The 14,111-nt window shown below is 63.0% G+C and carries 14 protein-coding genes; 7 read left to right on the forward strand and 7 right to left on the reverse strand.

Annotation, left to right across the window (positions count from 1 at the left end):
* The first annotated feature begins 435 nt into the window (after positions 1–435).
* On the forward strand, positions 436–837 hold the full coding sequence (locus BB934_RS05515) for a DoxX family protein (protein ID WP_099508732.1): 402 nt from the start codon (positions 436–438) through the stop codon (positions 835–837).
* A 49-nt stretch (positions 838–886) separates the two neighbouring features.
* Here BB934_RS05515 and BB934_RS05520 read toward each other — a convergent pair whose 3' ends face one another.
* Positions 887–1,573, reverse strand: coding sequence for a hypothetical protein (locus BB934_RS05520; protein ID WP_099508733.1), 687 nt, complete (start codon positions 1,571–1,573; stop codon positions 887–889).
* Between the two features lie 171 nt (positions 1,574–1,744).
* Here BB934_RS05520 and BB934_RS05525 point away from each other — a divergent pair, with 171 nt between their 5' ends.
* Positions 1,745–2,035 carry a hypothetical protein gene (locus BB934_RS05525; RefSeq protein WP_099512642.1) on the forward strand — a complete coding sequence of 97 codons (291 nt, stop codon included), beginning with the start codon at positions 1,745–1,747 and terminating at the stop codon, positions 2,033–2,035.
* A gap of 71 nt (positions 2,036–2,106) precedes the next feature.
* Here BB934_RS05525 and BB934_RS05530 read toward each other — a convergent pair whose 3' ends face one another.
* Positions 2,107–2,715, reverse strand: coding sequence for a biotin transporter BioY (locus tag BB934_RS05530; RefSeq protein WP_099508734.1), 609 nt, complete (start codon positions 2,713–2,715; stop codon positions 2,107–2,109).
* 225 nt (positions 2,716–2,940) lie between these two features.
* Here BB934_RS05530 and BB934_RS05535 point away from each other — a divergent pair, with 225 nt between their 5' ends.
* Positions 2,941–3,852 (forward strand): MBL fold metallo-hydrolase, encoded by a 912-nt coding sequence (locus tag BB934_RS05535; protein ID WP_099508735.1) that lies wholly within the window; start codon positions 2,941–2,943, stop codon positions 3,850–3,852.
* Here BB934_RS05535 and BB934_RS05540 read toward each other — a convergent pair whose 3' ends face one another.
* From BB934_RS05540 to BB934_RS05550, 3 genes are read right to left on the reverse strand one after another with little or no spacing between them, the layout of a single operon-like run.
* On the reverse strand, positions 3,853–4,632 hold the full coding sequence (locus BB934_RS05540) for a DUF1499 domain-containing protein (RefSeq protein WP_099508736.1): 780 nt from the start codon (positions 4,630–4,632) through the stop codon (positions 3,853–3,855).
* Positions 4,632–5,708 carry a M48 family metallopeptidase gene (locus BB934_RS05545; protein ID WP_237050198.1) on the reverse strand — a complete coding sequence of 359 codons (1,077 nt, stop codon included), beginning with the start codon at positions 5,706–5,708 and terminating at the stop codon, positions 4,632–4,634. The genes BB934_RS05540 and BB934_RS05545 overlap by 1 nt, the downstream gene beginning before the upstream one ends.
* An 8-nt stretch (positions 5,709–5,716) precedes the next feature.
* Positions 5,717–6,937, reverse strand: coding sequence for a DUF898 family protein (locus BB934_RS05550; RefSeq protein WP_157934052.1), 1,221 nt, complete (start codon positions 6,935–6,937; stop codon positions 5,717–5,719).
* 191 nt (positions 6,938–7,128) lie between these two features.
* Between BB934_RS05550 and BB934_RS05555 the strand changes: the two genes are divergently transcribed.
* The 4 genes from BB934_RS05555 to BB934_RS05570 all read left to right on the forward strand — a co-directional run bounded on the left by BB934_RS05555 (position 7,129) and on the right by BB934_RS05570 (position 9,318).
* On the forward strand, positions 7,129–7,614 hold the full coding sequence (locus BB934_RS05555; protein ID WP_099508739.1) for a MarR family winged helix-turn-helix transcriptional regulator: 486 nt from the start codon (positions 7,129–7,131) through the stop codon (positions 7,612–7,614).
* A gap of 8 nt (positions 7,615–7,622) precedes the next feature.
* Positions 7,623–8,468, forward strand: a complete 846-nt coding sequence (locus BB934_RS05560; protein ID WP_099508740.1) for a patatin-like phospholipase family protein — start codon at positions 7,623–7,625, stop codon at positions 8,466–8,468.
* 68 nt (positions 8,469–8,536) lie between these two features.
* On the forward strand, positions 8,537–9,004 hold the full coding sequence (locus tag BB934_RS05565) for a DoxX family protein (RefSeq protein ID WP_335645606.1): 468 nt from the start codon (positions 8,537–8,539) through the stop codon (positions 9,002–9,004).
* Positions 9,005–9,138: 134 nt separating this feature from the next.
* Positions 9,139–9,318, forward strand: coding sequence for a hypothetical protein (locus BB934_RS05570; RefSeq protein WP_099508741.1), 180 nt, complete (start codon positions 9,139–9,141; stop codon positions 9,316–9,318).
* A gap of 93 nt (positions 9,319–9,411) precedes the next feature.
* On the opposite strand, the gene BB934_RS05575 is transcribed toward BB934_RS05570, so the two are convergent.
* Entirely contained in the window at positions 9,412–12,672 is a 3,261-nt protein-coding gene (locus BB934_RS05575; protein ID WP_162299144.1) for a peroxidase family protein, read from the reverse strand.
* 704 nt (positions 12,673–13,376) lie between these two features.
* The gene (locus BB934_RS05580; protein ID WP_099508743.1) at positions 13,377–13,964 is read right to left on the reverse strand and encodes a L,D-transpeptidase; all 588 of its coding nucleotides are present in this window, start codon (positions 13,962–13,964) and stop codon (positions 13,377–13,379) included.
* Positions 13,965–14,111 lie beyond the last annotated feature (147 nt).

A 14,111-nucleotide genomic window follows, 5' to 3' on the forward strand; every position in this document is an offset into this window, starting at 1 on the left:
CGACGTGCGTTAGGTCACAAAACCTCGCCCGCAGAAAAATAACTAGGCGCCTGGTGGGGAAGATCAGGAGCGGCGCCGATCAAAAGGTCGGGAGAAAAAGGATGATGTTAGTTTCAAACACGAGCTCGCCATCGACCGAGCGAGCCGTCACGGCGGCGTCATTTCCGGCGTGGCTTGGAGGGAAGTTGGATGGTCACGAGTTGCCCGGTCTTGGGATCGAGGATGGTCATGAGAGCCTCCTGTTCTGTTGACGGAGGAGAAACGCCCGAGGTCGCGACAAGATCGAACGGTGTTGCAAACGTGGTAAGCAATTCGTTACCGGCGTCAGCGCCGTCAGGGGTGGGAAGATCCGATCCGAACCTGTATCCGGGGCCGCTCACCAATGCACTGGCCAAGCCGGTTGCCGACCCATTCCCACAAATCGGAGACCTCTGAATGAACAAAGCTCAGCTCGAGACCGTTTGGGCGCCGCGCCTTCTCAGCATCCTGCGCATCGTCGCGGCGCTCATCTTCATGGCGCATGGCACGCAGAAGCTTCTCGGCTTCCCGATCTCTCCCAATCCGGCGCCGGCCGCCTTCAGCCTGCCGTGGATTGCGGGTGTCCTGGAACTCGTCGGCGGAGCGCTCTTGGTCCCGGGATTGTTCGTTCGTCCGGTTGCCTTCGTTCTCTCGGGCCTGATGGCGGCCGCCTATTGGATCGCTCATGCGCCTCGGAGCTTCTACCCGGTGTTGAACGGTGGCGATGCGGCCATCCTCTACTGCTTCGTGTTCCTCTTCCTTGCGGTAGCCGGAGGCGGCGCGTGGAGCCTGGATCGCGCGATGCGCCGCACCGTCTGATCGCCAGAAAAAGCAGATGTGAGAGGCTTCGAAGCCTCTCACATTCCCTCTATTCAGGCTTCGTGCCTGTCATCCGGCGCAGACGCTCGTCCTCAAGTTCCACATGGAGTGTGTGGTCCTCAGGATCATCATCGAGCGGGATCGGCATAAGATCGTTTATCAGACCCGTCGTGGTCGAAGCGGCAGCGCCGATGGGAGGAGCCGGAGCATCCTCCTCTTCTCTTGCCTCCACGCCCGTCTCAATCTCGCCCTCGTCGTCGAGGATCTTCACCACCCTGTCCATCTGCGCGTCATCGACCTTCACGGTCACGAGCGCGCCGCCGTTGCGCACACCCTCGGTATAATTCTGCGCATCCTCGTCGCTGAGGCCGGCATCCGCCAGCGCTCCCGCCAGACCTCCGACCGCAGCGCCGGCGCCGGCACCGACGAGAGTGGAAACAATCCAGCCCGCCGCTACGATAGGCCCGAAGCCGGGAACGGCCACCGTGCCGAGCCCAGCCAAAAGACCCGCTCCGGCACCGGCGACCGATCCGGCGGCCGCGGTCGCACCGGCGAATTCATGGGACGAGCTTTCCTCGTCGAAGGATCGCGTCGCGTGGCGAGTGTGGGCATCGTCGAAATTGTTGGAGATGAGGCTGATCTCGAAATCCGGCATATGGGCTGCCTCCAGACGCTGCACCGCCCGCGCGGCTTCGTCATAGGTGTCGAAGAAGGCGGTGATCCTGCGTTCGGCCATGGGGCGCTCCTCGTTTCAAGCCTGCTGCGAGCTAATGAGCGGTTTGCCGGCAGGTTCCGCCGCCGGGAGCGGAAGCGCCGGATGCGCGTCCATGCCACCTTCCGGCCGAGCCAACTTCTTGGTAGATTGCGGGAAAAGGTGCCCGGAAAGGGCGATTTGGGGGCTCCCATCATGCGACACATCCATCTGGACGACGGCTTGAGACTGCGCTTTCCCGGCCGCAGCGAGGATTTCGATCAGGGCGTCGAGATCGGCATGATCGCCGTTCTGATGGATCAGGGTTTCCCCGAGTTCTCGCGCTGGATCGCGCGCGCCACTCTCAGCCAGGTGCAGGCCATCGCCAAGCAGATGGGCTACCGCATCGAGGAAGACGGTGGGGATGAGGAATGGGTGGAAGTCACCTTCCTCTATGGCACCACCAAGGCCAAGCCCAAGCTGCGCCTGGTGCATTCAGCCGGCTGACTTCGCACATGACCTCGAAATGAAAGAAGCCGCCCGGAGGCGGCTTCGAGAAGGCATCTTGTGGAGGCCGATCAGCCTTCGCTGCCGCGGCGGGTGATGGACCAGGCTGCCTGCATCAGCGCGACGGCAAGCGCGGTCTTGACGAGGGTGGCTGCCACGAAGGGAGCCGCGCCGACGGTCCAGGCCTTGGCGAAAGGCATGACAAGCGACAGCTGAGCCAGGCCGAAGGCAAAGATCACGGCGTGGCCGATGGCCATCATCACGATCACGCGCGACAGCGAACGATCCCAGCCGCGCTCAGCCATGAAGCCCATCACAATGGCGGCGGCCAGGAAGCCGAAGAGGAAGCCGCCCGTAGGCCCCATCAGATAGCCGATGCCGGCGGTCGGGCCGGCGAAGACCGGCAGGCCCATGGCGCCTTCGATGAGGTAGGCGGCCACGGTCGCGCCGCCGAGGCGCCAGCCATAGGACGCGCCGATCAGCAGCACGACCAGGGTCTGCAGCGTCATGGGAACGTAAGGCAGCGGCACCTGAACCTTGGCGGAAACGGTGAGTAGCGCCGTTCCGACGGCCATCAGCACGATAGCGCGAAGCGCGGCGAAACGGGCATCGTCCCGGGACGGCCAGAGGAAGCCGACGAGGGTCGACGAAGTGGACAGCGAAGAGGCGCCGGTCGACATCAATGGGATCTCCAGATCATTCCGCCTTCCGCAAGGCGGCTCACGAAGCCTTATAGGGAGGTCGCGCGTCCGCCTCAAGTCGCGAGCGGAGCCATTTCCGAGAACTGTGGACACCCTTCGTCCAAAGGATGAACGCGTCACCCATGCAGGAAACCGGGCTCCTCTTTCCGGCCCGATGCGCTAGGAAACACCGGACAGACCCATGCGCAGCTCAAGGATTCCCGGATGCCAGACGACCTCACCTTCGACATCCGCCCTCCGGCCCGGTCGGGGGAATGCATCCGCGTGAGCCCTCTCGTCCGCCGTATCGTCGCCGGCAATCCCGGCCCCATCACTTTCACGGGTACCTGCAGCTATATCGTCGGCTCCGGCAACGTCGCCATCATCGACCCCGGCCCCGACCTCCCAGGCCATATCGAGGCCCTGCTCGATGCGGTGCGGGGCGAGACGGTCTCGCATATCCTAATCACCCACACCCACAAGGACCATTCGCCCGCCGCCAGGGCAATCAAGGCTGCCGCGGGGGCAAGGATCGTCGGCTGCGCCCCACATCACAGCGCCCGGCCGCTCTTCTCCGGCGAGATCAACAGCCTCGAGGCAAGCTCCGACAAGGATTACGCCCCCGACCGGGAGCTTTACGAGGGCGATGCCGTGGAAGGTCCCGGCTGGACGCTGGAAGCGCTCGCCACGCCCGGACACATGGCCAACCATCTCGCCTTCGTGCTGCCGGAGGAGAAGACCCTGTTCTCCGGCGACCACGTGATGGCCTGGTCCACCACCGTGGTTGCGCCGCCCGACGGATCGATGAGCGCCTTCATGGCATCCCTCGACAAGCTGAAAGGGCGCGAGGAAGCGCTCTATTGGCCCGGTCATGGCGGTCCCGTGCAGGAGCCCCAGCGCTTCGTGCGCGCCCTCATCCATCACCGGCGCCAGCGCGAGGCCTCCATCCTCAACCGGCTCAAGGAAGGCGACCGAACCATCCCGCAGATCGTCGCCGCGATCTATCGGGGCTTGAACCCAGCGCTCGTCGGGGCTGCGGGACTCTCGGTCTTCGCCCATCTCGAGGACCTCGTCGCCAAGGGACAGGTAGTCGTCGACGGCCTCCCCGCCCTGGACAGCGAATACCGGCCGGCCTGATCAGCGCACGGCGATGGCGAGATTCGAGGCCTCCTCGAGGAAGTCGCGGATATGCGCGGCATTCATCCCCAGATCGTGGGCACCGAAGCGCGAGGCCGAGCGGATGTCGATGCGTGCGCCGTCGACACGCGGGCGGACCCGGACCGTGATGTCGCTCGGCATCTTGAGCAGGAGCGAGCGGTCGACGGCCTCAAGCCGCCCAAGCCCGACACGCCCGCCCGGCGGAGTGGCCTCGATCACCTGCCATCCGAGGTTCTGGGCTGCCTTCTGCACGATGGCGAAAGCCTCCTCCGGGCCGATATCCAAGGTGAGCGGCGCGATCTGAACGTAGGAAGCCCGCTGCATCTCGCGCGCCTCCGGCGGGACTTCCGGCGGGATATGGCCGGCGCGCGCCTGGAGCGCGGCCCGGGAGCGGGAAAAGGCAGGCGGATCGTCCGTGTCGGTGCTGACATCGGCGATCGGCGGCAGGATCGCGGCTTTGAGAGCCATGTATCCCGGATAGGCCAGCACCAGCGCGGCAACGAGCAGCCCCTTGATCGCGCTGCCCAGCCCCTGCCGCCCCTCCTGCCAGATGCGGACGAATCCCATGAAGGACAGGCAAACCGCGAGAAGCGCGATGCCGATGCCTGCGCCGAGGGCGATGAAGCCGGATTGATAATCGATCCGGCCGAAGCGGATCAGCATCACCACAAGGATGGTGACGACGAGCGCGAACCAAGCCAGCTTGGGAGACCATTTCGCCGGTCGGGAGACCGGTTCTTCGATGATGAGACGGCGCATCAGGTCGTCTTACAAATCTCTTTGAGCGCGCGCCACTGCTCATGTGAGAGAAGCGGTTCGCCGGGGCGGGACGGGATCTGTTTTTCCAAAGCTTTCAGCCGCTCGTCGGTGAGCGGGTGGGTGGAGAGAAAAGCGGGGACCCTGAAATCGTTCCCGTCCTCGTCACGGCCGGTTTCGATCCGCCGGAGCAGCAGCGCCATGGGATGGGCCGGTCGACCGAGCGCCAGCATGGTCCGCCCCGCGTAATCGTCCGCCGCCGTCTCCGCCTCCCGCGAATGGGCGCTGTCCACGAGATAGCGGCTGACGATAACGATCGCACCGCCGCCGGTCACATCGCCCAGCAGCAGGCCCAGAAGGTAGGATGTGCCGCCGGCCTGGATCATCTTGCGCAGGCCGTCCCTGTGCGCCACGTGGCCCATCTCATGGGCAAGAACGCCGGCGATCTCGTCGACGGATTCCGCCTTGTCCAGAAGCGCCTTGAACAGATAGATGCGCCCGCCCGGCAGCGCGATGGCATTCGGAATCCTGGAATCGAGCACGGCGACGTCCACTTCGGCCGGGCCGTGCTCGCTCTGAAGGCGCCCGGTCAATCCCCTGAGCGCCGCAAGGCCGCGCGGCTCCTCGCAGATCCTGCCGCTGAAGATCGTTCGGACCTGATTGTCGACTGCCGTGCCGAGACGGCGCTCGTAGGAATGCGGGATGAGCGGCGTGAGGCGCTCGGCCAGAATGGGCAGCAGGAAGAACACGCAGAGGAGGATGGAACAAGCAGCCGCTGCCGACCAGAACAGGATGCGCCCCGTCCGCTCCCGCTGGAGGGATTCACCGAGCTGGCGGCAGTTCCGGCGAATGATGGCCTGCATCTCCTCATCCGCAACGTCGAGCCGCGCCAGGGACGAAGCGCCCTCGCGCGTCAGCCGCAGAATGCCCTCGGGAGCATCCCGCCGCCTGATTTCTCCGAAAGGCCATGAAGCGACCCAGTCCGAGCCCTCGTGAATGTCGAGGGCAGAGGTACCGATGGTCACGGAAACCGTTCTGCGACGGGCGCGTTCGCCGTCATAGAACACTGCACCCGTCATGTTCGACCTCATATGCCGACATTGAAGTCGAGCGCGTCGGCCAGCCCCTCTCCCAGTACGCCGGCCGGCTGACCTGCGGCCACGACGGCGTCCACGGATTGCAGATTGGCGATCGTCGTCGAGGTGACGATGGCTGCCCACAGGCCGCGTCCCAGGAAATAGCGATTCAGCACGCCGATACCAAGCAAGGCAATCAGATAGCCGATCACCGTCAGAAGGCCGACGCTGATTGAAGCCAAGGACAAGGTCTCCAATTTTGCGAGCGCCCCCCTGAACAGGAACGCAAAGAGAAAGGCGATCAAGCCTACGACAACGCTGAATGCAATGAGGAAGCCGAGGGACGAGAAGATGAGCTTGAAGAACAGGGCATAGTAAGTCCCGGCGCGAAACGTGCTCGTGGCGGAAACATCGCCGAATCGCAACCCGTCGATGTGCCAGCGGGTGAAAACCGCCATGGCGAGCGGAAGGAGCGCGACAACGCTCAGGATCATCAGGACGATGCTGAGCTGCAACCTGGCTTCCCGACTGGCTCCGGATGATTTTGCAAGCACGACAGCAAGCAGCAGCGAGCAGATCAAGAGAACGAGGCCAAGCGCCCAGATCCACCAGCCGCGTTTGAAGAGTGACCAGCCGGTGCCGGCAAAGTCTCCCTGGATGCTTCCGAAATACGTGTGACGCATCCGATATCGTTCGAGAGAGGCCATGGCCCATGGCAGCGCGAGGCCGAGGCTGAGAAGAGTCGCAAGATCCCACAGGATCGCGCGAAAGGCATAGGCCCAGCCGGAGCCCTTCATCCAGAACCGCACGCCGCGGAAGATCGTCCGGCTGGCACGGTATTTGCGGGCGCGATAGGTGCCGAAATGGGCCAGCACATACATGATCGCGACGAGCGGCACGCTGGCAAAGGCGTATTTTTCCTCGAGGATGATGCCGAGTATCGCATACGCGATGTAGAGGGGCACCAGGACCGCCAGAGCGATGAGGAAGCCGATGAGCAATTCCTTGGCGGTGCCGGTATATTCGAACGCCTCCCCGTCGACCTGCGTGTTCGCCCACAGATGCCGGCGCACCTTGGTGATGAGCCAGAAGCGATAGAAGCCGAAGGTGGGAATCTGGAAAACGCTGCCGGCGATCAGGAGCTTCAGAAATTCACCGCCCCGCCCTGAGAAGGACATGGGCGAGTTTTGCGAGGCGGGGAATGATCCATCGATTGGGAGTGTGGCGGTCATGGAGGAGCTTTCAAGGCGAACGCTCCTGCTTACCATGGAGACCTAACACTAGAACATATCGTTCAAGGGGTTTGCCCGCACTTGCCAGGGATATAGCAATCTCGTGGTAAATGTGCCCGGCACCTGTCGATAGGGGTGACGCAAGGAATGGTTTCAATGTAAACTATTAGCTCGTGTTGGAGCTTACGCCTTTGCCGTCGTCACCCGCCCCTGCCCCGGTCGAGACTGCCGATCCGTTGCGGATCTGGTTCCGCTTCATCCGCCTGAACCGACGGGCGACGAATGCGGTGTCCACGGAGCTGAAGGCTCTCGGCCTCTCGATCCCCCAGTTCGACCTGCTCTCCACCCTTACCGAGCGCGAGGGCATGAGCCAGCAGGAGCTGGCAGAACGGCTCTACGTGACGAAGGGCAATGTCTCGGGGCTCCTCGACCGCATGGTCGAAGCGGGCTTGGTGGAACGCCGCGCGATCCCCGGCGACCGGCGCTCCAACGCCCTGTATCTGACCTCCAAGGGGCGCGATCTCGCGAACCGGGGCATTGCCGCCCAGCGCGCCTATGTCATGCGGACGCTCGGGACGCTCCCTGCCCAGGATCTCGCCGATCTCGAGCGCATCGTCCTCGCCTGGCGGGACCGGGCGCGTGCCGAAGAGGAACGCACCGCCGCCAATTCCCGGTAGCAGCCGCGATGTTCGATGCCGTGGCATTCGCGGGCGGCGGCAACCGCTGCTACTGGCAGGGAGGCTTTTGGGAAGCGGCTGCTCCCCTGCTCGGCCTGAAGCCGGACATGGTCGTCGGGGTCAGCGCCGGCGCCTGGTCCGCCTGCTACAGCCTTCTCGGCCTTGGACGCCGCGTCAACGAGATGGTGGCGGAGGGCTGCAGCCTCGGGCGCCGCAATTTCGAGTGGCGGGCCTGGCGCAGCGAGGGGTCGCCCTGGCCGGTCTCGCTCATGTATCGCAGCCTGATCGAGGCCATCATCGACGAGGACGCCCTGGAGCGCCTGAAGCAGGGTCCGAACGTGCTGATCGGCCTGGCCCGCAAGCCGCGCCGGCTGCCGCTGTCGATTGCCGTTCCCCTGGGCATCGCGACCTATCAGATCGAAAAGAAGTGGCACGCCCCCGTGCATCCCCGCGGCGGACGGGCGCTGGGTTTTCGCCCGGAATTCGTGCGCGTGCAGGAACTGTCCTCCCCGGCCGAAGTCTCGGCGGCGCTGATGGCGAGCGCCAGCGTTCCGCCCTTCATGCCCATCGGCCGCATCGGCGGCATGGTTGCTCTCGACGGGGGCCTCGTCGACAACGTGCCGGCGGAGCCCCTGCTCCCGGTCGAGGAGCAGGGCGGCAAGACCCTGGTCATCCTCTCGCGCCTCTACCGCGCCTTCCCGGCGGTGAAGGGCCGCACCTACATCCAGCCCTCCGAACCGGTCCCCATCGGGCAGTTCGACATCACCAATCCGGCCGGCATCCGCAGGGCCTACGAGATGGGGCTGCGGGACGGCGAGGCTTTTGCCCGGCGTGCGGGTTCGCACAGCCTGTAGCGAAGCTTGGCCCTATCAGCGCTATCGCAACGTCATGGACCGGTCCGTCCTGACGATCAGGGGAAGCCATGATGACGCCACGCTGGATCGACGCCTTGCTCTCAAACCGGGGGACGGAAGTTGCCGCCCGGGTTCTGCTCGCCTTTCCGTTCTGGGCGAGCGGGCTCATCAAGCTCCTCGATTTTCCGGGCGGCGTGGCCGAGATGCGCCAGTTCGGCCCGGAGCCGGCCTGGCTCTTCAACACCCTCACGATCATCGTTCAGCTGACGGGCTCGGCCCTCATCATCGCCAAGCGCTGGACTTGGCTCGGAGCCGGAGCCCTGGGCGTGTTCACATTCCTGACCATCCTGATCGTTCACGCCTTCTGGCGGCTCGAAGGCGAGCGCGCGATCATGGCGCTTCACACGGCCGGCGAGCATGGGGGCATGATCGGAGCGCTGATCCTGGTGTCGATCCTCGCCCTGCGTCCGCGCTCCGAGTCCATTGCCGTGCGCCGGACCGGCACTGTTGCCGCCGACGGGATACGGCCTCGTTAAGCATCGATTCACCTTGGATAGGTCATCTGCAGCCAAGCCAGCACATGATCACGGGTCGGCCGCAAAGCGGACACAGCCCTGCGGATTATGCCGGCAGGTTGGCGAGACAGCCTGCCATTCTCCAGAGAGGATCCATGACCCAGAACGCTTCAGATCGCGACATCCGCCCGAGCCAGCAGAGCACGGCCCGGACGATTCCCGCCTTCAAGGCCGTCGCCCTCCCCGCAGCGGTCCAGGCCGCGAAGCTGCAGCGGAGCCGTCCGAAGACATCCGAGCTTCCCGCGATCCTGCGCAAGGAAGCCATGCTGGGCTAATCGGTCTTCCGCCGAACCGAATGCAACGATGGAGCCGGTCGCACGCGATGTGGACCAGCTCCATCGTCTTGCTGCGCAGCATCACCTGCCCGCTTAGACCAAAATGACATCGCCCTGACTGAATGACAGTGGCTGCGGGTTCGAGTCCGCGTGCGACAGATCGTGAGCGACGCCTCCGTCGCTCACGGCATCATGAGGCGATTGTCCGTCATCGGATCCCGACACCACGCTTCCGAGATCCGCGGCCGAGGCTTGCGTTGCAGGATCAAGGGACACTGCATCTGGAGCTGTTCCTCCTTTGAAGGCCAACCCGTCATCGACGAGGACCGACCGGTCCGAGAATTGCATTTTCTCGATGTTGACGAGCGTGTCGGTGCCGTCTTTTCCCGTCTCGTCCGTGACGGTCAATGTGCCGTCGGCATTGTGTCGGATGGTATAGTTGTGGAAACGGCCCGAGAAGACGGCTGTGTCGAAATCCGCGAGCGGCCCGCCGAACGGATTGCCGTTGTCTCCGGTCAGATGATCGTTGCCCGCGCCGCCCTTGATCCAGTCGTCGCCTTCGTTCCCAAGCAGATCGTCGTCGCCGCTGCCGCCATCGATGTGGTCATTGTCGAGACCGCCGAAGGCCTCGTCGTCACCGGCACCGGCCGAGATGCGGTCGCGCCCCTCGAGCCCGACGAGCAAATCGTCTCCGCGCCCGCCTTCCATGCTGTCGTCGCCACCCCCTCCCTTGAAGAAGTCGTCGCCGTCCTGGCCCGACATCCGGTCGTTGCCATCGTCGCCGATGAGCGCATCGTTGCCGAGACCTGCGACGAGCACATCGTTGCCGCCATCGCCCCAGAGCGTGTCATCGCCGTCACCGGCCTGCATCCGATCCGTCAGCTCCGTGCCGCCCATGACAACATGGGAATTGCCGCTGTAGTAGATCCAGCCGTCGCGCTGCACGACTCCACCCGCATCGCCCGTCTGATAGGTCGACGGATCATTCGCCTCGATCGTGAAATCGGGCACCGAGAAGACATCGAAGGGAAGATGTTTCGCGCCGGTGTTGCGCATCACCAGTTCGGAGAAGGACGTTCCTTCGAGCTGAGTCAGGAAGTTCGTGCCCTCCAAACGCGACAGGTAGTAGAAGCGGTCACCATTCTGCAGCTTCTCCATCTGCGTCTCGAAGACGAAGTTGAATGTCGAACCGAGAAGGCCGCCGGAGGCCAAGGGCTTTTCGGCCAATCCTCCGATCCAGAGATCGATCTCGTCGACGCCCGTCTCCCGCCCTGCGAATTCACCGGTGCCATTCAGGAAGTCGGTGTCCGGTCCGGTGCTTTCGTTTTCCGGTGTTGCCGAATCATCGCTGCGACCGAGGACGATCTCCATGGCGGCTTCACGCTTTTCCGCGGTTGTCGTCGCCGCGGCGAGAAGAGGATGACCGCCGTAGGCCGCGATGAAGTTGATCAGCGATTCGGGATGGCGAATGTTGCCGCCGAACTCCGTCCAATTCTCGTAAGGCTTGAGATCGGAATCCCCCGTCCCGTCGAAGAATTTCTCGCGCACCGTGTTGAGGAATGGAATGCCCGTATCACGTCCTCGGGCGAGGTTGATGGCGGCAAGGTCGAGCGGCAATCCAAGGACGCTGTTGCGCAGGGCACCGGTCACGAATTCGTCGATTTCGTTGCCTTGCTGGTTGGTAGCGCCGCGCACGATCTCCGCCGCCGCATTGCCGGATATGCCCTGCTGTGCATAGGCCACCGGATTCAGGAAAGCGCTCACGAGGCTTAATTGCTGATCGCCCGCCGTGCCGGGATCCGCATCGACAACGTTGCCATCGGCATCGATGCGGTCGACGGTCTCCCGCAGCAGGGAATGCCCGAAGCGATAGACCGTATGCGCGAACTCCGCCGCGATAGCGGGATCGATGGTGACGTCGTGCGCTTCGAACTCGTCGATGTTGGGCTGGATGCGCCGCGCGAAATTCTCGAACACCAGGTGCTGATACTGCATCTCGGTGCCGAAACGTGCGGCCTGGAACAGGCGCTCGCCATTCCATTCGCTCTCCTGGATGCCATCGGTCACATCCGCTCCCGGCCGCAGCCACTGAGCGGCAAAGGCTGGATCGGCAGGAAGTTCGGCGCGGATCACATCCTTTATCTCGCCGAGCAAGCGGTTGTGCTCGGCGTGGAAGATGTGATGCACGGCCGTCAGGCCGATATTCTCGTTTCCGCGCCCGTCGCCGGTGATGAAATGCGCATCGAGAAGCTCGTTGTCGTAATTGCCGGTCGTATCCGAGCCGTCGAGATTGGCGAGGCTGACTTCGATATCGCCATCGGCGACCTTGCCGGTCGGGACAGCATCATGCGCGATGTCGTCGAGGAAGGCATGCCCCGTATGGGCAGCGCCTGTCGTATCGATGGGAGCGGATGGATTGCCTTCGACGAGAACGTCGTCATCGGTGCCCGCGCGTCCGTCTTTCCCCGGAAGGACAAGCTGCGCGAAGCCGTTAGGACCGCGAATGAACTGGCCGTACTCGTCCGTCGCGAGCAGCGGAATACTGGTCACGTCCTCATCGGCAAGGTCGATGCCGAGCATGGTTCTGGCCTGGGCCTTGATATCGCCCCAGGTCGGGAGACCGCCGCCGGCATGATCGAGCAGGGCACCGGTAGCTACCGGCTTGCCGCTCGCATCGAGCACGTATTCGCGCAGAAACACCTGGTGCGAAGGATGCGAAGTGTAGGTCTGGTTCTGGTCGATGAACGGTGTGGTCTGATTGGTCTGCTCGTGGATATCATCCGCCGTGCCGACCTTCCCGTCGGGTCCCGGCTGATTGGTGGCCCGCGTCAGCACCATGAAGTTTTCCTTGCTGCCGGCCACATAGAGCGGATCGTCCGGCTGGAGCGGAATGAGAACCGCTCCGCTCTTCCCCTTGTTGACGAGGTCGAGACCGTGATCGAAGAACTGGCCGAACAGGGTGAACCATTGATTGAACGGCGCCGCGTTGGCATCGGGCGCAACGTTCCCGATCAGTCCGTCCCCGTCCCCATCGGCGGCGAGCGCCGCGGGGTTGGTCTTTCCATTCTGATCGACGATCAGGTTGCTGATGGTCCGCGGCTGCGAATCCATCACCATGCCGCTGGCCTGTCCGTACGAGGTTCCGTTCTCGGCAATGCGAAATTCGGGATCGGTCAGTCGCGGAAAGATATGATCCGCGGCGCCATAATCGTAATGACCGGTGACGATGCTGTTGCCCGCGCCGCTGACCGTTCGAATCCCGAACGGCAGGGACGGATCGCCGATCGGCGTATGCGCTTCGCTTGAGAGGATTTGTGCAAGAATGAAGTCGAGATCGGACCGTATGAGCAACATGACATGTCTCCTCGGGATTGGTCCGGCGGGACGGAGGAGTAGGGCCATGCTTTGTGGCGAGGATAAGTTAAAAAATCGCCGAAAATACTACTATTTTCGATCTATTACTTATCTAAATCGACAATTCTGCATATTTTATGCAAGTGACGCGCACTTCATGCAAAATAAGATAGATTTATATTAAAGTAGTAAACTATGTTTACTGAAAATATCTTATTGAATATCGGCAATTGCGCTCATGACGAGCAGGTCTGAGCGAAGCTGTTTCCAGATAGAAAAGGATGTATCGACAGCTTTGGCCTATGCTAGCTCAGCTTAACGCACGGTCGGGTTAATCCCTCGGTAGAAGAGAATGCGCCCGCGCTTTTCGGTTCAACCGATCAAATGCGAATCAATCCAATAGAAGACGCCGTATGGCCAAGCCGGACACATGGCCGGATTCGGGGTCCAAGCAACAGTCTATCCTCACACCCAGTATTTCGCTCAAGGCTGGCCGGCATCACAACCGGAAGAGCAGCAAAGGCATCAGGCAGCCAGACGACTGCCTTCCGCTCCACACCAAGACAGCTAAGCCGATCGCGCGGCGAATCTAACGTGTTGCGCTTGAAAAGCTGTCTGCCGGCATCCGCGCCGGACGATGCGCCGCTCGAAAAGGGCGCATCGGAAGAAGCCTAAAAGTGCTTCTCGCTTACAGGCCAGAGGCTCTAGCGGACGATGACCTTCGTGTTCGCCGGAACACGGTTGTAGAGGTCGATCACGTCGATGTTGCGCATCCGGATGCAGCCTGAGGACACCGCGTGGCCGATCTTCTCGGGCTCGTTGGTGCCGTGAATGCGATAGAGCGTGTCCTTGTTGCCCTCGTACAGATAAAGAGCGCGTGCGCCGAGGGGATTGTCCGGGCCGCCCTTTGTGTACTGCACGTGGGGCCAGCGCGCTTTCATCTCTGCCGGCGGGTTCCAGTCGGGCCATTCCGCCTTGCGCGCGATGCTCGCCGTGCCGGTCCAGCCATAGGCCTCGTCGCCCACGGCCACGCCGTAGCGAATCGCCTTGCGGTTGGGCTGCACGAGATAGAGCTGACGCTCCTTCGTATCCACGACGATGGTGCCGGGCGCCTCCCCGGTAGGATCGTCGATCACATAGCGCCCGAAGCGCGGATCGTCCTCCGCCTTCGGAACGCGCGCAATCCATTCGGCGTCGCGGGCCGAGACCTGGGGATCGGGGATGCCCTTGTAATTGCACCCGGCGAGGACCGCGATCGTTGCCAAAAGAAGGGGCAGTCGGAATAGACGCATCGTGTAAAGCTCTGCAGGCTCAATTATGGCCAAGATTCATTCCGGGCGGGTTATAGTCCGCGACGGAGTGAAGTCGAATCGAAACACACCATGACACGGCTCGGCTCCGGAAAGTGTTGCATCGCAACAACATGGACAGGTGCTCGT

The sequence above is a fragment of the Microvirga ossetica genome, assembly GCF_002741015.1.
In the GTDB taxonomy this organism is placed as follows: Bacteria; Pseudomonadota; Alphaproteobacteria; order Rhizobiales; family Beijerinckiaceae; genus Microvirga; species Microvirga ossetica.